Source organism: Pseudomonas oryzihabitans (assembly GCF_032027545.1).
GTDB lineage: Bacteria > Pseudomonadota > Gammaproteobacteria > Pseudomonadales > Pseudomonadaceae > Chryseomonas > Chryseomonas oryzihabitans_F.
Genome location: NZ_JAVSJB010000014.1, coordinates 61,495 through 83,248, shown reverse-complemented (window position 1 = coordinate 83,248; position 21,754 = coordinate 61,495). Strand labels below are relative to the sequence as shown.

Annotated in this window: 13 protein-coding genes; 9 read left to right on the top strand and 4 right to left on the bottom strand. The window is 67.0% G+C overall.

Features of this window, described 5'->3' with window-relative positions; genetic code table 11:
• The first annotated feature begins 109 nt into the window (after positions 1-109).
• Positions 110-997, top strand: coding sequence for a DMT family transporter (locus RND78_RS20205; RefSeq protein WP_312731661.1), 888 nt, complete (start codon positions 110-112; stop codon positions 995-997).
• Here the strand turns inward: RND78_RS20205 and RND78_RS20200 are convergent.
• Positions 994-1,842, bottom strand: coding sequence for a universal stress protein (locus RND78_RS20200; RefSeq protein WP_312731659.1), 849 nt, complete (start codon positions 1,840-1,842; stop codon positions 994-996). The genes RND78_RS20205 and RND78_RS20200 overlap by 4 nt on opposite strands.
• 60 nt (positions 1,843-1,902) lie before the next feature.
• Complete coding sequence (locus RND78_RS20195; RefSeq protein WP_312731658.1) at positions 1,903-3,363, bottom strand: SulP family inorganic anion transporter; 1,461 nt, start codon at positions 3,361-3,363, stop codon at positions 1,903-1,905.
• Positions 3,364-3,805: 442 nt separating this feature from the next.
• Between RND78_RS20195 and RND78_RS20190 the strand changes: the two genes are divergently transcribed.
• The 8 genes from RND78_RS20190 to RND78_RS20155 all read left to right on the top strand — a co-directional run bounded on the left by RND78_RS20190 (position 3,806) and on the right by RND78_RS20155 (position 19,832).
• Complete coding sequence (locus tag RND78_RS20190) at positions 3,806-5,869, top strand: acyltransferase family protein (protein ID WP_312731657.1); 2,064 nt, start codon at positions 3,806-3,808, stop codon at positions 5,867-5,869.
• A 126-nt stretch (positions 5,870-5,995) separates the two neighbouring features.
• Entirely contained in the window at positions 5,996-9,076 is a 3,081-nt protein-coding gene (gene fdnG / locus RND78_RS20185) for a formate dehydrogenase-N subunit alpha (protein WP_312731656.1), read from the top strand.
• Entirely contained in the window at positions 9,076-10,035 is a 960-nt protein-coding gene (gene fdxH / locus RND78_RS20180; protein ID WP_312731654.1) for a formate dehydrogenase subunit beta, read from the top strand. The genes fdnG and fdxH overlap by 1 nt, the downstream gene beginning before the upstream one ends.
• Before the next feature lie 46 nt (positions 10,036-10,081).
• Positions 10,082-10,705 (top strand): formate dehydrogenase subunit gamma, encoded by a 624-nt coding sequence (locus tag RND78_RS20175; RefSeq protein WP_312731653.1) that lies wholly within the window; start codon positions 10,082-10,084, stop codon positions 10,703-10,705.
• 188 nt (positions 10,706-10,893) lie between these two features.
• On the top strand, positions 10,894-11,811 hold the full coding sequence (gene fdhE, locus RND78_RS20170) for a formate dehydrogenase accessory protein FdhE (RefSeq protein WP_312731652.1): 918 nt from the start codon (positions 10,894-10,896) through the stop codon (positions 11,809-11,811).
• A gap of 519 nt (positions 11,812-12,330) precedes the next feature.
• Complete coding sequence (gene katG / locus RND78_RS20165; RefSeq protein WP_312731651.1) at positions 12,331-14,592, top strand: catalase/peroxidase HPI; 2,262 nt, start codon at positions 12,331-12,333, stop codon at positions 14,590-14,592.
• Positions 14,593-14,822: 230 nt separating this feature from the next.
• On the top strand, positions 14,823-18,818 hold the full coding sequence (locus RND78_RS20160; protein WP_312731650.1) for a Pls/PosA family non-ribosomal peptide synthetase: 3,996 nt from the start codon (positions 14,823-14,825) through the stop codon (positions 18,816-18,818).
• A 90-nt stretch (positions 18,819-18,908) separates the two neighbouring features.
• Positions 18,909-19,832 (top strand): SdiA-regulated domain-containing protein, encoded by a 924-nt coding sequence (locus tag RND78_RS20155; protein WP_409457087.1) that lies wholly within the window; start codon positions 18,909-18,911, stop codon positions 19,830-19,832.
• Here the strand turns inward: RND78_RS20155 and RND78_RS20150 are convergent, their stop codons facing one another.
• Positions 19,833-20,357: an ankyrin repeat domain-containing protein gene (locus tag RND78_RS20150; protein ID WP_312731647.1), complete on the bottom strand. Its 525-nt coding sequence runs from the start codon at positions 20,355-20,357 to the stop codon at positions 19,833-19,835. It lies immediately after the preceding gene.
• Positions 20,358-20,477: 120 nt separating this feature from the next.
• Positions 20,478-21,569 (bottom strand): hypothetical protein, encoded by a 1,092-nt coding sequence (locus RND78_RS20145; protein ID WP_312731646.1) that lies wholly within the window; start codon positions 21,567-21,569, stop codon positions 20,478-20,480.
• Positions 21,570-21,754 lie beyond the last annotated feature (185 nt).

Here is a 21,754-nt window from a genome sequence, read left to right as displayed (position 1 = left end):
TAGTTCCGCTATTGGCTGGGCTCAATGGATAGCGTGCCAGGAATTGGCGCGAGCCCTGTAGATAGAGACCTTTATTCCATGATTCGGCAGCGGTTGCCAGGAGGGAAACGTGGGTCTTACCGTCGTGATGTTCGGGGCGCTCGGCCTGTGCTGGGGTTCGAACTTCATCTACATGAAGCTGGCCGCCGAGGTCATCTCACCGGCGCAGATGACCCTGCTGCGGGTCGCCTGCGGCTTCGTACCCTTGCTGCTGGTGGCTTGGCGGCGAGGCGTGATGGGCCGCCGGCAACTGCGGCTGCTGCCGCATTTCGGCGTGATGGCGGTGTTGGCCACGGCGTTCTACTACTTCGCCATCGCCAAGGGGACCGAACTGCTGCCGTCCGCCGTCGCCGGCGTGCTCGGCGGGACCATCGCCCTGTTCACCACCCTTGCCAGCCTGCTGTTTCTTCCTGCTCAGAGACCCAATGCCGCCATGCTTGGCGGTGTCTGGCTGGGTTTTCTCGGCGTGGTGCTGTTGATCGCGCCCTGGCAGGGCACAGCGGCGGCGCTGAATGGCCGGGGTGTGCTCTGGATGCTCGGGGCGGCGGCGCTGTTCGGCGGTTCCTACGTCTATGTCTGCCGGTTTCTCGCGCCCCACGGCCTGCCGCCCCTGGCGATGGTGACCTGGCAGATGGGGCTGGCCCTGGCGCTGTTGCTGCTGGTCACCGATACCTCGGGTATGGGCGAGTTGCTGCGACACCCGCGGGCGCTGGCGGGGGTGACCGTCGGCCTGGGCGTGTTGGGCACCGGGCTGGCCTTCCTGATCTACTACGCCCTGCTCGAGCGGCTGGGCGCCGTCGCTTCGGCGGCCGCGACCTATCTCACTCCGGCGGTAGCCCTGATCATCGGCTGGGCCAATGGCGAGGCGGTGGGGCTGCGTGAACTCTCCGCAGCGGGGGTGATCCTGCTGGGGATCGCCCTGATGCAACGTGGACCGACCCGCGTCATCGGACGCTAGCGCACCACGATCAGGGCACTGCCGGTGGCTTCCAGCATATTGCGGGTGTTGCTGCCCATGAAGAAGTGGCGCAGGCGGGAATGGCCGAAGGCGCCCATCACCACCAGCTCCAGGCCGTGCTGTTTGCGATAGCGCTCCAGGCCCAGCTCCACATCGCCGTCGGTGAGGGCGGTGGTGACCTGACGGCCCCCGGCGCGCAGTTCTTCGGCGGCGCGGGCCAGGGCGGCGCGGCGTTCCTCGCGATCGCGGCCGACGGTCACCAGGTGGCAGGCGAGGCCGTCGAACAGCCGGCAGTTCGCCACCCAGGTCACGGCCTTGCGCGCACTGCTGCTGTCGTCATAGGCCAGCAGCACGCCCTGGGGTTTGACGAAGGCGTGGCCGGCGACCAGCAAGGGGCGGTGCAGGAGGCGGATGGCGCTTTCCAGGTGGCGACCGATCAGCCGCTTGGGCGGACTGTCTTCGCCCTGGCGGCCCAGTACGATGAGGTCGAAATCCTCTTGCAGGCTTTCCAGGGAGTCCATCAGGTCGCCGTGTTGCAGCACGGCGCCGGCGCAGCGGGCGTGCTGTTCCTCCACCCGCAATTGCGCCGCATCCAGCAGTAGCCGACCCTGATCTTCCGCCAGGCTGCCTCGCCGGGCGTCCAGCGCCGCCAGCTCGGTGAGCAGGTGCTCGCGATTGACCAGCAGCGGCGGCGGGGTGCCGTTACCGGGGCGGGGAAAACGGCGCTGATCCAGCACGTGCAATAGGGTCAGCGGCACGTCCAGGGCATTGCCGGCCCAGGCGGCGAAGTCGCAGACGGCGGCGCTCACGGCCGAGCCGTCGAGGCAGGCGAGGATCTTGGACATGGCCGCGGGTCTCCGAGCGCAGGGCATTGCTGCGACAGACCCAACGGCGGCGCCCGGGGTTCAATCGCCGAGGACGAGGTCGTCCGTCACGCCGCCCCGGCGCAGCAGTTGCTTGCAGCGCTGGGACAGGTGCAGCACCCGTACCCGCTTGCCGGCCTTGGCGTAGCGTTCGTGCAGGGTGCGCAGTGCCGCGACCGCGGAATAATCGACGAAGCTCAGGTGGCTGCAGTCCACCACCACCTTCGGCGGATCGCCGGCCGGGTCGAACTGGTTGAGGAAGGCGGCGGTGGAGGCGAAGAACAGGGTGCCGTGCACCTGGTACTGCTTGCTGCCGTCGGCGGCCAGGTGGCTGTCGGCATAGAGCCGGCGGGCGTGCTGCCAGGCGAAGTTGAGCGCCGCCAGGACGATGCCGCAGAGCACGGCGGTGGCGAGGTCGGCGAACACCGTGATGACGGTGACCGCGACGATCATCAGCATGTCGCTGCGCGGTACCCGGTGCAGCACCCGCAGCGAGGCCCAGGCGAAGGTCTGCTGGGCGACCACGAACATGGTGCCCACCAGGGCGGCCAGCGGAATACGTTCGATCAGGGGCGAGAGGAACAGCACGAAGAGCAGCATCAGCCCTCCGGCGACCACCCCGGACAGTCGGCCCCGCCCGCCGGAACTCAGGTTGATCATGGTCTGGCCGATCATGGCGCAGCCACCCATGCCGCCGAACAGCCCGGAAGCGAGGTTGGCCGCGCCCAGGGCCACGCACTCGCGGTTGGGGTAGCCGCGGCTCTCGGTGATCTCGTCGGTGAGATTCAGCGTCAGCAGCGTCTCCAGCAGGCCGACCAGGGCCATCAGCACCGCATAGGGCAGGATGATCTGCAGGGTGTCGAGATTCCAGGGGATATCCGGCAACGCCAGTTGCGGCAGGCCGCCGGCGATATGGGCCATGTCACCCAGGGTGCGGGTGGGCAGATCGAGGCCATACACGGCCAGGCCCACGCCGAGGATGGCGGCCAGGGCCGGTGGCACCGCGCGGGTGACACGCGGTAGCAGCCAGATGATGGCCATGGTCGCCGCGGTCAGGCCGAGCATCAGGTACAGCGGCGCGCCGCTCAGCCAGGCGCCGCCCTGCTTGAAGTGCTCCAGCTGGGCCATCGCGATGACGATGGCCAGGCCATTGACGAAGCCCAGCATCACCGGGTGCGGCACCATGCGGATCAGCTTGCCCAGGCGCAGCAGGCCGAAGGCGATCATCAGCAGGCCGCCGAGCACCACGGTGGCCAAGAGGTACTGCACGCCGTGCTGGACCACCAGGGCGACGATCACCACCGCCATGGAGCCGGCGGCACCGGAGATCATGCCCGGGCGGCCGCCGAAGAGGGCGGTGAGGGTGCAGATGAAGAAGGCCCCGTAGAGCCCCATCAGCGGATTGAGATGGGCGACCAGGGCGAAGGCGATGCACTCGGGCACCAGGGCGAAGGACGTGGTGAGGCCGGCCAGGATGTCGGCGCGGGCAGAGACTCGTTTCATGGCGTATCCGGAACGGGCGACGGCGCGGTGGCGGGCGGTCGCGAAAAAACGACGGGGCAGGATGAGGGACGCACGCCCCGAGGAAGGGTAGCGGGCGGCAGCGGCGCGTGCGGCTATGGCGGCGTCGGCAGGCGATTGGACATGACGGGAAAGGTCCGGGGTATCGCGGGGAAAGTCGCTTATTTTAGCATGAGTTGCGGTCCTCGCCGAATCGGCGGGACTGGTGGTCGCGGTCGGGACGGATACGCACGGAAGTGACCTGGTTCAAGATTTCGCCGGTTACTGCTCGCGGCTGGCGAACATCTCCGGGAAGCGCGACTCGAAGGCGCGTTGCGCAGATGGATGCGCGACATCCTTGCAGTGGCGCCGCGCCCCAGCCTGTCTGACCAGCCTGGAGCGCTTCGCCACTGGACCGTCGAGGCCTTACGCAGGAGTCAGCCCCATGGAGCTCAATTATCGCAGGGACATCGATGGCCTTCGCGCCATCGCCGTGCTGCTCGTCGTCCTCAACCACGCTGGCTTCACCGCCTTCGGTGGTGGCTACATCGGGGTCGACGTCTTCTTCGTCATCTCCGGCTATCTGATCACCCGCAAGACCGCCCCGGACATCGCCCAGGGGCGCTTCAGCTTCGCCGACTTCTACCTGCGCCGGGTGCGACGCCTGCTGCCGGCCTTCGTCGCCATGGCCCTGGTCACCAGCGTGGCGGCCGCCTTCATCCTGCTGCCGCGAGACCTGGCGGTGTACAGCAAGAGCCTGATGGCGGCCTTGTTGTCGATCGCCAACGTCTTCTTCTGGCGCGCCAGCAACGGCTACTTCTCGCCCACCGCCGACGAATTGCCGCTGCTGCACACCTGGTCGCTGGCGGTGGAGGAGCAGTACTACCTGTTCTGGCCGGTGCTGCTCCTGCTGGGCTATCGCTGGCTGGGCGTGCGCCGCTGCGGCCAGGCCGCGATCCTGCTGGCCGTCGCCGGGTTGGCGCTGTCGGAGTGGGCCGCCCGTGCCCAGCCCAATGCCGCCTACTACCTGCTGCACGCGCGGGCCTTCGAGCTGCTGCTGGGCAGCCTGCTGGCCCTCTACTGGGACCGCCTGCCGCGCCCCAGCGCCGGGCAGGCGAGCGCCCTGGGAATCCTGGCCCTGGCGCTGATCCTGGTGCCGGCCTTCACCCTCGATCACCACAGCCTGTTCCCCGGCTTCAACGCCCTCTGGCCCTGCCTGGGCGCTGCATTGCTGATCTGGACCGGCGAGAGCGGTCGCGGTCCGGCGCGCTGGCTGCTGGCACAGCGGCCGCTGGTGTTCGTCGGCCTGATCTCCTATTCGCTCTATCTCTGGCACTGGCCGCTGATGGCCTTCGCCAACTACATGGAATTGCCCAAGGACCTGGCCCTGCGCCTGGGCCTGGTGGCGGCCTCGCTGCTGCTGGGTACCCTGTCCTGGCGTTTCGTCGAGCAACCCTTCCGTGGTCGGCTGCGCGGGTCGCCGCGGGTTACCTTCGCCGCCCTCTACGCTGCCCCTTTGCTGGTCGGCGCTCTGGCGGTCGGGCTGACCCTCAAGTTCCAGGGCTTCCCCCAGCGTTACGACGGTCCTACCGCCGCCATGGTCGAGGCGCTGGACAGCAGCTTCGTCACCGCCCGCGGCGGCTGCTTCATCGAGGAATTCGGCAACGTGGCGACCCAGTGGACGCCGGAGCGCTGCCGCCTGGGCGCCACCGACCGGCCACGGCCGGACGTGCTGCTGGTGGGGGATTCCCACGCCGCCGCCAGTACCGGGATGCTCGACGTGCTGCTAAAGGACGCCGGCCTGCGCGGCTTCGACATGACCCGCAGCGGTACCCTCTACCTGCCGGGTATCTCCGGTCTCTACATCACCCGACCGGGCAATCGCCTGGACCCCTCGATCCAGCTCACCGCCCCGGTGGTGACCCGCGCCATTCGCGAGGGCGGCTATCGCTACGTGGTGCTCGGCGGGCGCTGGCCGATGTACCTGGAAGGCATGAGCGAGGCGGGGCTGTCGCACTACAACGTGCTGCGCCGTGAAGGCGACGCGGCGACGCCCGCCGAGCTGCTGCGCGAGGGCATGGACAATGCCATCCGCATCATCACTGAGAGTGGCGCCACCCCGGTGATCCTCGCCGGCATCCCCGAGGTCGGCGCCGGGCGTGATACCTGCCAGGTGAAGAACCGCCTGTTCCATACCCGCAACGATTGCGCCGTCGACCTGGCCGAGGTGATGCGCCGCCAGGAGCCCTTCACCCTGATCCTCGACGACCTCAAGCAGCGCTATCCGCAGCTGGTGACCCTGGATCCCAAGGCGATCACCTGCGATGCCCAGCGCTGTCATTCCGCCCTGGACGGCACCCCGCTGTACCAAGATGGCAACCACCTTAACGTCGAGGGTTCGCGCTTGATCGGCGAGCGCCTGATCGAGCAGGGCGACAACCCGCTGCAGCCGGAGCAGGCGCCACCAGCCATGCAGGAGAAGCCCAACCGCCAGGCCGCCTCGAGCTGAGGGACGCCAGGGCGACTTCCATTGATCGGCGACAACCGCTTAGTGCTCGATAAGCCGGGCGGTTGGGTTACTCTTGCCTCAGGACCCGGCCATGTACCGGGTCCAGCCTGAACGAGGATAAGAAACGTGGATATGAACCGTCGGCAATTCTTCAAGGTCGCTGGAGTCGGCCTTGCGGGATCCAGCCTGGCGGCGTTAGGCATGGCTCCCACAGCCGCCTTTGCCGACCAGGTGCGCCATTTCAAACTGGCGCACACCGTGGAAACCCGTAACACCTGTCCCTATTGCTCGGTCGGCTGCGGCCTGATCATGTACAGCATGGGCGACCGGGCCAAGAACGTGGCCCAGAACATCATTCACATCGAGGGCGACGCCGACCATCCGGTCAATCGCGGCACCCTCTGCCCGAAAGGCGCCGGCCTGCTGGATTTCATCCACAGCCCCAATCGCCTCAAGTACCCTGAAGTCCGCAAGCCCGGCAGCAACGAGTGGACCCGCATCAGCTGGGACGAGGCGCTCGGGCGCATCGCCACCCTGATGAAGGAAGACCGCGATGCCAACTTCATCGCCACCAACGACCAGGGCCAGACGGTCAATCGTTGGTTGACCACGGGCTTCCTGGCCGCCTCGGCGTCCTCCAATGAAACCGGTTATCTGACGCAGAAGATCGCACGGAGTCTGGGCCTGCTGGCCTTCGACAACCAGGCGCGCGTTTGACACGGCCCGACGGTGGCAGGTCTTGCCCCGACGTTTGGCCGTGGTGCGATGACGAATCATTGGAGCGACATCAAGAACGCCAATCTCGTCCTCATCATGGGCGGCAATGCCGCTGAAGCCCATCCATGCGGCTTCAAATGGGTCACCGAGGCCAAGGCGCACAACAACGCCCGGCTGATCGTGGTCGATCCGCGTTTCACCCGCTCCGCCTCGGTGGCGGATTACTACGCGCCGATCCGCACCGGCAGCGACATCGCTTTCTTGGGCGGGCTGATCAATTACCTGATCACCCACGACAAGATCCAGCAGGAGTACGTCCGCAACTATACCGACGCCGGCTTCCTGGTGAAGGAAGGCTTCACCTTCGAGGACGGCCTGTACAACGGCTACGACGCCGAGAAGCGTACCTACACCGACAAGGTGAACTGGGGCTATCAGATCGGTGACGACGGCTTCGTCAAGATTGATCCGACCCTGCAGGATCCGCGCTGCGTCTTCCAGCTGATGAAGCAGCACTACAGCCGCTACACCCTGGAAGTGGCCAGCCAGACCTGTGGCACGCCGCCCGACGCGATCCAGAAGGTCTGGGCCGAGATCGCCGAGACCTCGGCGCCCGGTCGCGTCATGACCATCCTCTATGCCCTGGGCTGGACCCAGCACTCCATCGGCGCGCAGATCATCCGTTGCGGCGCCATGGTGCAGCTGCTGCTGGGCAACATCGGTCTGCCCGGTGGTGGGATGAACGCCTTGCGTGGTCACTCCAACATCCAGGGCCTCACCGACCTGGGCCTGCTGTCGATCCAACTGCCCGGCTACCTGACCATCGGCGGCGACGGCGAGCAGGACTACAACGCCTTCATCGCCCGGCGCGCCAGCAAGCCGCTGCGCCCGGGGCAGATGAGCTACTGGCAGAACTACGGCAAGTTCCACGTCAGCCTGATGAAGGCCTGGTACGGCGACAAGGCCACCAAGGACAACGACTGGTGCTACCACTGGTTGCCCAAGGTCGATGTCACCGGCGCCGGCTACGACGTGCTGCGCTACTTCGACATGATGGGCAAGGGCCAGGTCAACGGCTATGTCTGCCAGGGCTTCAACCCCATCGCCGCCTTCCCCAACAAGGCCAAGGTGCTGCGCGGGTTGTCCAAGCTCAAGTGGCTGGTGATCATGGACCCGCTGGCCACCGAGACCTCCGAGTTCTGGCGCAACCACGGCGAGCACAACGATGTGAACACCGCGGAAATCCAGACCGAGGTGTTCCGCCTGCCCACTACCTGCTTCGCCGAGGAAGACGGCTCCCTGGTCAACTCCAGCCGTTGGCTGCAGTGGCACTTCAAGGGCGCCGAGGCACCCGGGGAAGGGCGCAGTGACATCGCCATCATGGCCGAGCTGTTCCTCAAGCTGCGTGAGGCCTATGCCAAGGAGGGTGGGGCCTTCCCCGATCCGATCCTGGGGTTGTCCTGGCCCTACGCCAAGCCGGAGGAGCCGGCCCCCGAGGAGCTGGCCAAGGAGTACAACGGCTACGCGGTCACCGATGTGCTGGATGCCAAGGGCGCGGTCTCGGCCAAGGCCGGTCAGCAACTCGCCGGCTTCGGCCAGTTGATGGACGACGGCAGCACCGCCTCGGGTTGCTGGATCTTCTGCGGCGCCTGGACCGAGCAGGGCAACCAGATGGCCCGGCGCGACAACAGCGATCCCTTCCACATGGGGCAGACCCTGGGCTGGGCCTGGTCGTGGCCGAACAACAGACGCATCCTCTACAACCGTGCCTCGTCGGACCCCAGCGGCAAGCCCTGGGACCCGAGCAAGAAGCTGGTGTGGTGGAACGACAAGGCGCAGAAGTGGGGCGGCACCGACGTGCCCGACTACAAGATCGACGCCAAGCCGGCCGACGGCATGAGTCCCTTCATCATGAACCCGGAAGGGGTGGCGCGTTTCTTCGCCCTGGACAAGATGGCCGAGGGGCCCTTCCCGGAGCACTACGAGCCATTCGAGACGCCCATCGGCGTCAACCCGCTGCACCCCAACAACCGCAAGGCGCTCAACAGCCCGGCGGCGCGGGTGCTCAAGGACGACTGGGCGGACTTCGGCGATCGCAAGGACTTCCCCTATGCGGCCACCACCTACCGCCTGACCGAGCACTTCCACTACTGGAGCAAGCACTGCCGCCTCAACGCCATCATCCAGCCGGAGCAGTTCGTCGAGATCGGCGAGGTGCTGGCCAAGCAGAAGGGCATCGCCGCGGGTGATCTCGTGCGCGTCACCTCCAAGCGCGGCCACATCGTCTGCAAGGCGGTAGTGACCAAGCGCATTCGCCCACTGCAGGTCAATGGCGAGACGGTGCACCACGTCGGCATCCCCATCCACTGGGGCTTCTCCGGCGTGGCGCGGATGGGTTACCTGGCCAATACCCTGACCCCCTTCGTGGGTGACGGGAACACCCAGACGCCCGAATTCAAGTCGTTCCTGGTCAACGTGGAGAAAGCGTGATGGCAAGCCAAGATATCTATGCCCGCTCCGCGACCACCAAGGCCTACACCTCGGTGCGCACCCAGGCGGAAGTGGCCAAGCTGATCGACGTGTCCAAGTGCATTGGCTGCAAGGCCTGCCAGGTCGCCTGCTCGGAATGGAACGAGTTGCGCGATGAGGTGGGTCACAACCACGGCACCTACGACAACCCGGCGGACCTCACCGCGGATTCCTGGACCCTGATGCGCTTCACCGAGCACGAGGACGAGGCCGGCAAGCTGGAGTGGCTGATCCGCAAGGATGGCTGCATGCACTGTGCCGAGCCGGGTTGCCTGAAGGCCTGTCCGAGTCCGGGGGCCATCGTCAAGTACGCCAACGGCATCGTCGACTTCAACCAGGACCATTGCATCGGTTGCGGCTACTGCATCGCCGGTTGCCCCTTCGATATCCCGCGGATCTCGAAGAAGGACAACAAGGCCTACAAGTGCTCGCTCTGTTCGGACCGGGTTGGCGTCGGCCTGGAGCCGGCCTGCGTCAAGACCTGCCCGACCGGCGCCATCGTCTTCGGTACCAAGGACGCCATGAAGGAGCACGCTGCCGAGCGCATCGTCGATCTCAAGAGCCGCGGCTACGAGAACGCCGGCCTGTACGACCCGGTTGGGGTAGGGGGCACCCACGTCATGTACGTGCTGCACCATGCCGACCAGCCGCAGCTGTACAACCACCTGCCCAAGGATCCGACCATCAGCCCCACCGTGGGTCTGTGGAAGGGCTTCACCAAACCCCTGGCGCTGTTCGCCATGGGGGCGGCGGTGCTGGCCGGCTTCTTCCATTACGTGCGCGTCGGCCCGAACCGGACCGATGACGACGACGAGGTGGTCGAGGCACCGCCCCGTCCCGAGGGCGATGCGCCCAAGGGCGAGGTCAAGCAGCTGAGTCCGTCCGTGCAGATCTTCGATCCGCACGACAAGCAGCCCTAGCAGGGGTACGCCCCCGGTTTGGCCGGGGGCGTCCTGGGAGATCGAGATGAAACCTGAAATCCAGCGTTACAACGCCAACGAGCGGACCAACCACTGGATCGTGGCGATCCTGTTCTTCATGGCCGGGCTGTCGGGACTGGCGCTGTTCCATCCCGCGCTGTTCCCGTTGTCGAACCTGTTCGGTGGTGGCACCTGGACGCGCATCCTGCACCCCTTCATGGGCGTGGCGATGTTCGTCTTCTTCGCCTTCCTGGTGATCCGCTTCTGGCGGCACAACAAGCTCGGCCGCGAAGACGCCCAGTGGCTCAAGCAGATCAACGACGTCCTGAACAACCGCGAGGAGAAGCTGCCGCCGATCGACAAGTACAACCCCGGGCAGAAGATCCTGTTCTGGGTACTGCTGGCCTGCATGCTGGTCCTGCTGGTCAGCGGCGTGGTCATCTGGCGGCAGTACTTCGCCCACCTGTTCCCCATCCCGGTGATCCGCCTGGGCGCCCTGGCCCACGCCGTCGCCGCCTTCGTGCTGGTGCTGTCGATCATCGTGCACATTTATGCGGGGATCTGGATCAAGGGCTCGGTGACCGCGATGATGACCGGTTGGGTCAGTCGCGCCTGGGCGAAAAAGCACCACTCTTTGTGGTACGAGAAGGTCACCCGCGAGAAGAAGTGAGGCTGTTGTTGGGCTTCGCTGCGTTCAACCCAACCTACGGATGAGGTGTGCAGGAACCTCCGCATGCACCTGTCTAACCCCCTCTCCCTCGGGGAGAGGGTTGGGGTGAGGGCAGCGGAGCCCAGCATCTCGACCCGCCCGCTATCCTGAATCCTCCATCTTCCACCGTTCTGCTAAGGAGCCCTGCCATGGCGGGCCAGATCCTCGAGCCCGGCGAAATCGAAGCCGCGGCCGTCAATCCCGATTTCATCCTCCTGCCCGGTGGCGAGCTGTTCGGCTATCGCGCCGACCGCCTGCGACTGTTGGCGGCCGGCAATGCGCTGGCTGACTACCTGCTGCTGATGGCCGACCTCTGCGAGGCCCAGCAAGGGGTCTTCGACCGCCTCTCGCCCCTGCCGCTGGACGAGGCGCGCAGTGCCCAAAGCCTCAGGCACGGCCTGCCGCCGCTGGGCTACGACACCCTGGTCCGTGAAGGCGACTGGCTGCCCGCCTTGGATGCCTTGCTGGACACCTTCAAGGGTGGTCAGGCACCGGTCCAGGCCGCGCTGGACGAGCTACGCGCGGCCGCTGCCGGTCAACGCAAGGCCTGGGCCATCGCCCTGCTGGCCGGCAGCTACGAGCTGGTGCCCGCTGGCGTGGTGCCCTTTCTCGGCGCCGCCCTGCAGGTGGCTTGGACCCACTGGCTGCAACGCAGCGACTTCAGCGCCCTGCGCGAACAGGGCAGCCAGACGTCCTGCCCCTGCTGCGGCGCGCCACCCATGGCCGGCGTCATCCATCACCTGGGCAAGGCCAACGGCCTGAGGTACCTCACCTGTTCGCTGTGCGCCTGCGAATGGCACTTCGTGCGGGTCAAGTGCAGCCACTGCGAGACCGGCAAGGGCCTGGGCTACTACTCCCTGGATGCCGACGACGCCAACGCCCAGAAAGCCCCGCTGCGCGCCGAGACCTGTGCCCACTGCAAGACCTACCTCAAGCACCTCTATCGCGACCACGACGCCCGCAGCGAGCCCCTGTCCGCCGATCTCGCCAGCCTGGCACTGGACGTACGCCTGGCGGAAGCGGGCTACCAGCGCCATGCGCCCAACCTGCTGTTCGCCCCGGGCTAGCGGCTAGCCCCGGCCGTCCGGCAGCGGGCGGCCGTTTCCCCGAACCCCGGTGACGAGGGGGCTTCTGTTGCCGTATGTAAGCACGGCTGGGGTGCTTGAGCCGTGGTGCGCTCCGAGCGACCGCTGGTTTTCTCGAAGCCAAGCCGCGCGAACCTCGGCAAAGCGGTGGAGATCCCTCGTTATCGCGCGAAGAATAGGTCGGCAGGCTGCTGTCGTGGCGAGGTCCTCTCGCAGAGCCAGTCTATCGGTCGGCAAAAAACCTTCTATCACACAGGCTCCACAAGCCGTCTAGTATGGACGTTACGCCGCTTCGTCGGCGTACCCGTCTTGATGAAGGGATAACAACGAACGAAACGTCCGCTTTGCCCGTGGTGGGAATCCCCCTTGGCCGGCGCTGATCCGCTCGCCGGTCCGGTCGGTCCAGTAGACCGATCCCGTTGGTACCACCACTCCAGAACGCCGCGCGTCGTCGTGGCTGAACAACCGGATGAACAAGACCCTGCTGAGGTAGCCAAGAAGATGTCGACCGAATCCAAGTGCCCGTTCAATCACGCCGCCGGCGGTGGTACCACCAACAAGGATTGGTGGCCGAACCAGCTCAATCTCAACTTCCTGCACCAGCACTCGTCGCTGTCCGATCCGATGGGCGAAGAGTTCGACTACGCCACCGAATTCAAGAGCCTGGACCTCGAAGCAGTGAAGGCCGACCTGCGCGCCGTGATGACCGATTCCCAGGACTGGTGGCCGGCCGACTTCGGCCACTACGGCCCGTTGTTCGTCCGCATGGCCTGGCACAGCGCCGGTACCTATCGCGTCGGTGATGGTCGCGGCGGCGCCGGTCAGGGCCAGCAGCGTTTCGCCCCGCTCAACAGCTGGCCGGACAACGTCAGCCTGGACAAGGCGCGCCGGCTGATCTGGCCGATCAAGCAGAAGTATGGCCGCAAGATCTCCTGGGCCGACCTCATCGTCCTCACTGGCAACGTCGCCCTGGAATCCATGGGCTTCAAGACCTTTGGTTTCTCCGGCGGTCGCCAGGACGTCTGGGAGCCGGACGATGCCGTGTTCTGGGGTTCGGAAACCGTCTGGCTGGGTGGCGACGTCCGCTACGGCGAGCATAAGCAGATGGAGCAGCCCGGCGATGGCGTGCTGACCGCGCAGCCCGAGCAGCATCCGGTGGAGCACAGCCGTAACGAGGGTCCCAGCCGCGTGCTGGAGAATCCGCTGGCCGCCGTGCAGATGGGCCTGATCTACGTGAACCCCGAGGGTCCGAACGGCAATCCCGATCCGGTGGCCTCGGCCCGCGATATCCGCGAAACCTTCGGCCGCATGGCCATGAACGACGAGGAAACCGTCGCCCTGATCGCCGGCGGTCACGCCTTCGGTAAGACCCACGGTGCCGGTCCGGCTACCAGCGTCGGTGCCGAGCCGGAAGCCGCCGACCTGGAACAGCAGGGCTTCGGCTGGCAGAACAGCTACGGCACCGGCAAGGGCGCCGATACCATCACCAGCGGTCTCGAAGTGACCTGGACCTCCACGCCGACCCGCTGGAGCAACGAATACTTCGAGAACATGTTCAAGTTCGAGTGGGAGCTGTTCAAGAGCCCGGCCGGTGCCCACCAGTGGCGGCCGAAGGACGGCGCCGGTGCGGGCGCCGTGCCCGATGCCCACGATCCGAGCAAGCGCCACCAGCCGACCATGCTCACCTCGGACCTGGCGCTGCGCTTCGATCCGGCCTACGAGAAGATCTCCCGCCGCTTCCTGGAAAACCCGGACCAACTGGCCGATGCCTTCGCCCGTGCCTGGTTCAAGCTGACCCACAGAGACATGGGCCCGCTGGCTCGCTACCTGGGCCCGGAAACGCCGGCCGAGGAACTGTTGTGGCAAGACCCGCTGCCGAAGGCCACGGCTGCGCCCCTGGGCGACGCCGAGGTCAAGGTGCTCAAGGACAAGCTGGCGGCCTCCGGCCTGAGCGTGTCCGAACTGGTCGGCACCGCCTGGGCGGCCGCGTCCAGCTTCCGCGGTTCCGACAAGCGGGGCGGGGCCAATGGTGGCCGGCTGCGCCTGGCGCCGCAGAAGGATTGGGAAGTCAACCAGCCGGCGCAACTGGCCAAGGTGCTGGGTGTGTTGGAAGGTATCCAGCGCGATTTCCAGGCGCAGGGCAAGCAGGTGTCCATCGCCGATCTGATCGTGCTGGCCGGTAGCGTCGGCGTGGAAAAGGCTGCCCAGGCGGCTGGCCACGCGATCACCGTGCCCTTCACCCCGGGGCGCGTGGATGCCTCCCAGGAGCAGACCGATGTCGAGTCCTTCGGCCACCTGGAGCCCTGGGCCGATGGTTTCCGCAACTATGTGGGCGGGCAGTTCAAGGTCAAGTCCGAGTTCCTGCTGGTGGACAAGGCCCATCTGCTCAACCTGACCGCGCCGGAGCTGACGGTGCTGCTGGGTGGCCTGCGCGTGCTGGACATCAACGTGGGCGGCGCCAAGCACGGCGTCTTCACCCAGCGGCCGCAGACCCTGACCAACGACTTCTTCGTCAACCTGCTGGACATGGGTACCGAGTGGAAGGCCACCGGTCCGGACAAGGCCACCTTCGAGGGGCGTGACCGCAAGACCGGCGCCCTGAAGTGGACCGGCACCCGGGTCGACCTGGTGTTCGGCTCCCACGCCCAACTGCGGGCGTTGAGCGAGGTCTATGGCAGTGCCGACGCCCAGGAGAAGTTCGTCAAGGACTTCGTCAAGGTGTGGACCAAGGTGATGGAGCTGGATCGCTTCGATCTGCGTTGATCATCCCGCAGTGACGAAAACGCCTCCTTCGGGAGGCGTTTTTTTTGGCCTGGTGACCCGACTCCCATCCATCGCCGATCAGTGGTAGGACCTGCAAAAAGCCGCATTCCAGAGCTGTCGGGGCTTCCATGGGGCTGCCGCCATCCCGCCTTAAGCAAACCCTAAGCGCACCTTAAGGAGCGCGTAACCCGGGAGATACAAACTGCGCTAAACAACCAGAGGCTGTCCCCATGGAAGCGCTTGTCGAACTCTCCCTCAGTCTGGTCGAAGGCGCCGGGCGCCCTGACCTGTGTCGCGACGAAGTCCTCGCCGATCTGTTCGAGGCCACCGCGGCGCGGGCGCCCGAAAGGCCGGCGCTGCTCGAAGGCGAGCGCAGCCTGAGCTATGGCGAGCTGGACGCCTGGGCCAGCCGCGCCGCCTCGCGGCTGCTGGCCGCGGGTGCCGGACCGGGGCGGGTGGTCGGCCTCTGGCTGCCGCGCGGCATCGAGCTGCTGGTGATGCAACTGGCCATCGCCAAGACCGGCGCCGCCTGGCTGCCCTGCGATGCCGAAACGCCGGCCGACCGCGTGGCCCTCTGCCTGGAGGATGCCCAGGCGGTGGGCGTGATCACTGGGGCGCCTTTCGCCGATCTGCTGGCGCGTCCGGGCCTGCAGTGCTGGACGCCGACCCTGCTGAGCGCCCCCTTGGCCCCTGGCGAGACCCTGCGTCGCCGCGGCCAGGTCTCGCCGGACAACCTCGCCTACCTGATCTACACCTCCGGCTCCACCGGCAAGCCCAAGGGCATCGGCATCCGCCAGGACAGCATCTGCCACTTCCTGCGTAGTGAGAATTCGCTGCTCGGCATCGAGGCCGGCGACCGGGTCTACCAGGGGTTCTCGGTGGCCTTCGACATGTCCTTCGAAGAGATCTGGATCAGCTACCTGGTAGGCGCCACCCTCTGGCTGGCGCCGCGGGAGATCACCGCCGATCCCGAGGCCCTGGCTCGGGCGCTCACCGCCAATCGCATCAGCGTGCTGCACGTGGTGCCAACGCTGCTGGCGCTGCTGCCGGAAGACGTGCCCAGTCTGCGGCTGATCAACCTCGGCGGCGAGATGTGCCCCGAGTCGCTGGTGGCGCGTTGGAGTCGGCCGCAACGGCGGCTGTTCAACACCTATGGCCCGAGCGAGGCCACCGTCTCGGCGAGCCTGGCGCAATTGCAGCCGGGCGAGCCGGTGACCATTGGCCGGCCGCTGCCCAACTACAGCCTGCTGGTGGTACCTGCCGATGCCGCCAAACCCCTGGCCCTGCTGCCGCGCGACCAGGTGGGCGAACTCTGCATCACCGGTCCGGGCGTCGCCGACGGCTATCTGGGGCGCCCGGAACTGACCGCCGAGAAATTCCTGCCCAACCCCTGGAGCACCGGCAGCCACGATCTCAAGCTCTATCGCACCGGCGATCTGGCGCGGGTCGACGCGCACGGGCAGGTGCATTGTCTGGGCCGCGTCGACGACCAGGTGAAGATCCGCGGCTATCGCGTCGAGCTGGGCGAGATCGAAGCCACCCTGGCGCGGCAACCCGGCGTGGGTACCGTGGCCGTGGTGCTGCGTGAAGAAAGCGGTGTGGAGCAACTGGTCGCCTTCCTGGTCAGCGACGGCGGCCCGGTGCCGCGCAGCGATCTCTTGCGGACCGAGCTGGCCGGCTGCCTGCCGCTGTACATGGTGCCGAGTCGTTTCGAGTGGCTCGGCGAGATGCCCCGGCTGAACTCCGGCAAGATCGACCGCAAGCAACTGCGCGCACGCCCGCTGGCCATCGCCGCCGTGGCCCCGGTTACCGCGGCCAGTGGCGCCCTTGGTGCGGTCCTAGCGGCCACCGCCGAGCTCTTCCCCAGCCAGCCCCTGCAGGCCGAGCTGGATTTCTTCGACGACCTGGGCGGCCACTCGCTGTTCGCTGCCCGCCTGGTCTCGCGGCTGCGCCAGGACCCGCGCTATGCCAATGCCACGGTCAAGGCGGTCTATGCCGGCCGCACCCTGGGCGCCATCGCCGCGGCCCTGGAGGCGGATGCCGCCGAGGCGGGCCAGGCGACCGCCACCGACGCCTGGGCGCCGCCCAGTCGCTGGCGGCGCTGGCGCTGTGGCCTGGCCCAGGCGGTGGCCCTGCCGCCGCTGCTGACCCTGCGCCTGGGCCGCTGGCTGGCCCCCTTCCTGGCCTTCCCGCTGTTGATCCATTCCGGTACCGCGCTGCTCCTGGCGATGCTGACCGCCCTGAGTCTGTTCGTCCTGGCCATCGGCCTGGAATTCGCCGTGGCCCTGGTCGGCAAGCGCCTGACCGGACGCCTGGAAGCCGGGCGCTATCCGCTGTGGGGCCTGACCTACTACCGCTGGTGGCTCGGTGAGCGCTTCCTGGCCCTGGCCCCGGCCTACCTGCTCAGTGGCTCACCGCTGGCGCGTGGCTGGCTGCGGCTGCTGGGCGCCCAGGTCGGTGACCAGGCGTTTATCGGTACCTTTACCTTGCGCGCCCCCGAATTGCTGACCCTGGGGCAGGGCGTGAGCCTGGGCAACGGCGTCAATTTCGAGAACGCCCGGGTGTTGCGCGGTGAACTGCTGATCGGCGCCGTGACCCTCGGCCAGGAAGCCCAGGTGGGTTCCTATGCCATCCTCGAAGGCGATACCGCCATCGGTGACAATGGTCGGCTGCAGGCCCAGTCCGCGCTCCGCGCCGGGCAACGCGTGCCGGCCGGGCGCAGCTGGGGAGGCGCTCCGGCCCGCGACCAGGGCGCCGTGGGCGCCCGCATCGTACCGCCAGCACCCAGCTCGCGGGCCAAGCGCGGTCTGCTGAACACCCTCTATGCCCTCAGCGGCCTGGCGGTGTCCGTGCTGTTCTTCATGCCGCTGTTCCCCCTGGCGCTGCTGATCGACGAGTTGGAAAGCCTTGGCGGCCTGCCCTGGTGGCATACCTCTTCGCTGCTGCTCGATGCCCTGCAGTACGGCGTGCTGGCGCTGCCGCTGGGTGTGGTCAGCGTCGCCCTGACCCTGCTCGGCTGCGCCCTGGCCCGGCGGCTGATCCTGCCGCGCCTGGAAGAAGGCCAGTGGTCCGTCGACAGTCTCTTCTACTGGCGCAAATGGCTGGCCAACCTGATCCAGGAGTCGGCGCTGCAGAGTCTGCAGGGACTCTATGCCACGGTGTACTCGTCGCTCTGGTACCGCCTGCTGGGCGCCCGCGTGGGACGCGATGCGGAGATCTCCACTGCCCAGGGCCCGGTATCCTCGCTGTTGGAACTCGGTGACGAGACCTTCATCGCCGATGCCGTGATGCTGGGCGACGAGCAGATCGCCCAGGGCTGGATCACCCTCAAGCGCACCTCCGTCGCCCGCCGCAGCTTCGTCGGCAATGGCGCCTACGTGGCCGATGGCTGCCATATCCCCGAGGACGCCCTGGTTGGCGTCCTGGGTCGACTCGACGAAGGCGTGCCGTTGCGCCAGGGCGAAACCTGGCTCGGCTCGCCCGCAGTTCGGCTGCCGGCGCGGGAAGTCCTCACCGGCTACCCGGAAAGCCTGACCTTCCGCCCCGCGCCCTGGCGCCGGGTGGCCCGCGGCCTGATCGAGGCCCTGCGCATCGTGCTGCCCACCGGCTTCACCGTGGCTGCCGGCTGCGCCATCGCCGAAGCCCTGGTACCGCTATGGCAGCAGGGCGCCTGGCTGAGCCTGCTGGGCGAGACCCTGCTGGCCGGCAGCACCTTCGCCCTGGCCAGCTTCCTGGTGGTGGTGGCGCTGAAATGGCTGGTAGTGGGGCGCTATCGTCCGCGCTCGGCGCCCATGTGGACCTTCTTCGTCTGGCGCAGCGAGGCCATCACCAGCCTCTACGAAACCCTGGCGGTGCCCAATCTGCTCGCTACCCTGCGCGGTACGCCCTGGCTGCCGCTGGCCCTGCGCCTGCTCGGTGCTCGCCTGGGCCGTGGCACCTACCTGGATACCACCGACCTCACCGAATTCGATTGCGTGCGCCTCGGTGACCATGGCGAACTCAATGCCCTGGCCGGTCCCCAGACCCACCTGTTCGAGGATCGGGTGATGAAGGTCGGCGAAGTGGAGCTGGGCGCCGGCGTCAACCTGGCACCGCGCAGCGTGGTGCTCTATGGCGCCCAGGTCGGCGACGACGTGGAACTGGGCCCGCTGTCGCTGGTGATGAAGGGCGAGACCCTGCCGGCGCGGTCGCGTTGGGAGGGCAACCCTGTCCAGCCGCGCCGTTAGGCGTCAGCTGAAAAGCGCCTGCGCTCTGTCATACAACTATAAAGACAGCCCTGGATACTCCGCCCCGTACAGCGATGACGGGGCAGGGCGATGACGGCGTGGGTGAGACGGATCAGGATCGGACGCAGGGCTTGGCTGTTGGGACTGGCCCTGCTGCTGGCACTAGGACTCACCCAGGGCCTGCGCAGCAGCCACCTGGATAGCCAACTGCTGTTCTGGCTCGGCCAGCAATGGCAGGCCGAATCCCGTCCTACCCTCGAACTCGGTCGCTACCGGGTGGCGGTGGAAGCCAAGCCGGTGGCCGGCGTCAGCGAGAACCTCTCGGACCTCAGCTACGACCCGGTGCGGGATCGGCTCTGGGCGGTGGTCAACAATCCACCGGAACTCCTGGCCCTGAGTCGCGATGGCGACCTGCTGGAACGCCATCGGCTGGAAGGCTTCGACGATGTCGAAGGCGTGACCTACCTGGGCAACGACCGCCTGCTGCTGGCGGAGGAGGGTGCCAACGCCCTGACCCTGGTGGACATTCCCGAGGGTGACGACGTGCTCAAGCGCAGCGACTATCGCAGCCTGACCCTGGATCTGTTCCCCCGCGCCAATCAGGGCTTCGAGGGCCTGGACTACGACGCCACCCATGATCGCCTGTTCGTGGTCAAGGAACATTCGCCGCGCAAGCTCTATGAAATCCGCGGCCTGCTCAAGAGCTTCGACGGCGACTTCGCCCTGCGCATCATCGACCGCCAGGCCTGGCTGGACCAGGCGCCCAGCACCGGTGACCTGTCCGCCATCCACGTCGATCGCCGCAGCGGCCACCTGCTGCTGCTCAGCGACGAATCGCGGGTGCTGATCGAACTCGACGACCAGGGCCGGACCCTGGATACCCGCTCCCTGGCGGCGCCCTTCGGCGGCCTCTCACGGCGCATCCGCCAGCCCGAGGGCGTTACCCTGGATACGGCCGGCAATCTCTATGTGGTCAGCGAACCCAATCTGTTCTATCGCTACCAGAAGCCCTGATCAGGCGCCGCCCAGTCGCTCCAGCACGGCCGGCGTATCCTGGGCGCCCATGGCGCGGGCCACGCTCAGCGCCGTGTTGCCCGCGGCGTCCCGCGCCTGCGGGTCGGCGCCCCGCGCGACCAACAGTTCCACCATCTGCACGTGATTGAACATGGCCGCCATCATCAGCGCGGTCTTGCCGTCGGGCATGGCGCCTTCCACGGCGGCGCCCTGGTCCAGCAGCAACTCGGCCATGGCCAGGTTGTTCTTGAAGGCGGCGCCGGCCAGCGGTGACTGCCCCATGTCGTTGGCCAGGTTCGGATCGGCCTGGTGTTCCAGCAGCACGCGACTGGCCTCCAGGTGGCCGTGGTAGCTGGCCAGCATCAGCAGGCTGTCGCCCTTGTGATTGCGCAGGTTGGGCGTCAGGCCCTTTTCCAGCACCAGGGCCAGCACCTCGGCATTGCCGGTGCGGGCGAGGTTGAATACCTCGGTGGCGAATTCCTGGGCTTCTTCGTCGGTCATGCGCTGGGGACCCTGGTCGGTCATGGCTCTCTCCTGGTCGATGCGGGTAGCGGGGCCCTGAAGGCCCCGAGCGATAGGGAGGCAGACCCGGGCGATACGCCGGAAGTTTCCTTCCGGCGTATCGCCAAATACCCCGGCCGCCTGCTAGCCGTAAGTTGCGTGGGTCTCGGCAAAGGCCTGTAGCTCCGCCACGCTGTAGTTGCCGACCATCAGCACCGGTCCATGGGCCGTGCCGATATGGGCCGGCAGGGTGTCGAGAAAGCCGCCGGTAGGGGTCACCCCCAGGTTGGTGTATTCGGCAGCCGGCAGGTGGAATTCGGCGACCAGCCGCACCGCCTCGGCCAGGCCCGTGGTGACGCTGACCGGGTGCAGGGCGGCATCCAGAGGATTGGCCTGGCCGCCGTTGTCGCCAGTGAACAGATGGCCCACCTTGGCCGCCGCCTGGGCCAGGTCGTGCTGGTCTGATTGAGCACCGATCAGGAACAGCGAACCATAGTGCGGCAGGCTGCCGCCGCCCTCGGCCTGGCTGACGAAGGTGGGGGCGAAGGGTTGCTCACCGTGGATGTCGGAACTGTAGTTGGCCACCGGATCGCCAAGGGTGACCACATTGACGAAGTTGCTGCCGTGGCCTGCCGCCTGGGCATCGCGTGGGATGCCCGAGGCCTCGAAGCTGATACCACCGAGGCCGGTCTGCTGGGCGACGTATTCCGCCGAGATGCCCCCCAGGGAATGACCGGTGACGAAGATGTCCTGAGTGCCATAGCCCTGCTTGGCTGCTGCCTCGATCACTTGATGGGCGAAGTCCAGCGACTGCCGCTGCGCACTGGAGACCTGCTGGCTGAGGATCTGCAGGTCGCTCAGCAAACCTCCTGCGGTGGACAGGGGATCGATCAGCAGGTTCTCGCCGCGGGTGGTGCCGGCGTAGCTGATGAGCAACTGGTTCTCGGCGGTGATCCAGGTATGGGCCGTCGCGCCGTTGAGCGAGTTGTGCAGCGTCATCTGATGACCATCGACCAGGAAAGGGCGCATGCCGTCGGGGGTGCCGCCCAGCACGTACTCGCTGATGGCGCCATTGAGGAATTCGCTGACGGTAGGCGTCGTGGCTGAAGCGGTCTGGTGCAGCGGCGCCGGGGCGGCGTTCTTCAGCGCCTGTAGATAGGTGAAGTTGCCGAGGCTGATGAGGTCACTGGTGTCGAGGAGGGCATCGCTCGCCCAGGGGGAGGCTTTCTTGGACATGACGGCACCTTTGTTGTTGTCGTGGGCGGTGGGCATAGTCGTCTAGCCTTCGCCAACTGCCGGGGAAAGGCTCGAAATCCATCCTAGGACGGGCTCTGGCACGCGGCAAACCGGGAACCCGGGGGTCATTTCCAGACGGCGAGGTCTGGCCCCGGGTCTTTTCGCCCAGGGCGGGCAAGGCCTGC

Coding starts and splice junctions, on each gene's coding strand:
- RND78_RS20200 (WP_312731659.1), bottom strand. CDS start 1,842: ATGTCCAAGATCCTCGCCTGCCTCGACGGCTCGGCCGTGAGCGCCGCC.
- RND78_RS20195 (WP_312731658.1), bottom strand. CDS start 3,363: ATGAAACGAGTCTCTGCCCGCGCCGACATCCTGGCCGGCCTCACCACG.
- RND78_RS20190 (WP_312731657.1), top strand. CDS start 3,806: ATGGAGCTCAATTATCGCAGGGACATCGATGGCCTTCGCGCCATCGCC.
- fdxH (WP_312731654.1), top strand. CDS start 9,076: ATGGCAAGCCAAGATATCTATGCCCGCTCCGCGACCACCAAGGCCTAC.
- RND78_RS20175 (WP_312731653.1), top strand. CDS start 10,082: ATGAAACCTGAAATCCAGCGTTACAACGCCAACGAGCGGACCAACCAC.
- fdhE (WP_312731652.1), top strand. CDS start 10,894: ATGGCGGGCCAGATCCTCGAGCCCGGCGAAATCGAAGCCGCGGCCGTC.
- katG (WP_312731651.1), top strand. CDS start 12,331: ATGTCGACCGAATCCAAGTGCCCGTTCAATCACGCCGCCGGCGGTGGT.
- RND78_RS20160 (WP_312731650.1), top strand. CDS start 14,823: ATGGAAGCGCTTGTCGAACTCTCCCTCAGTCTGGTCGAAGGCGCCGGG.
- RND78_RS20155 (WP_409457087.1), top strand. CDS start 18,909: ATGACGGCGTGGGTGAGACGGATCAGGATCGGACGCAGGGCTTGGCTG.
- RND78_RS20150 (WP_312731647.1), bottom strand. CDS start 20,357: ATGACCGACCAGGGTCCCCAGCGCATGACCGACGAAGAAGCCCAGGAA.
- RND78_RS20145 (WP_312731646.1), bottom strand. CDS start 21,569: ATGTCCAAGAAAGCCTCCCCCTGGGCGAGCGATGCCCTCCTCGACACC.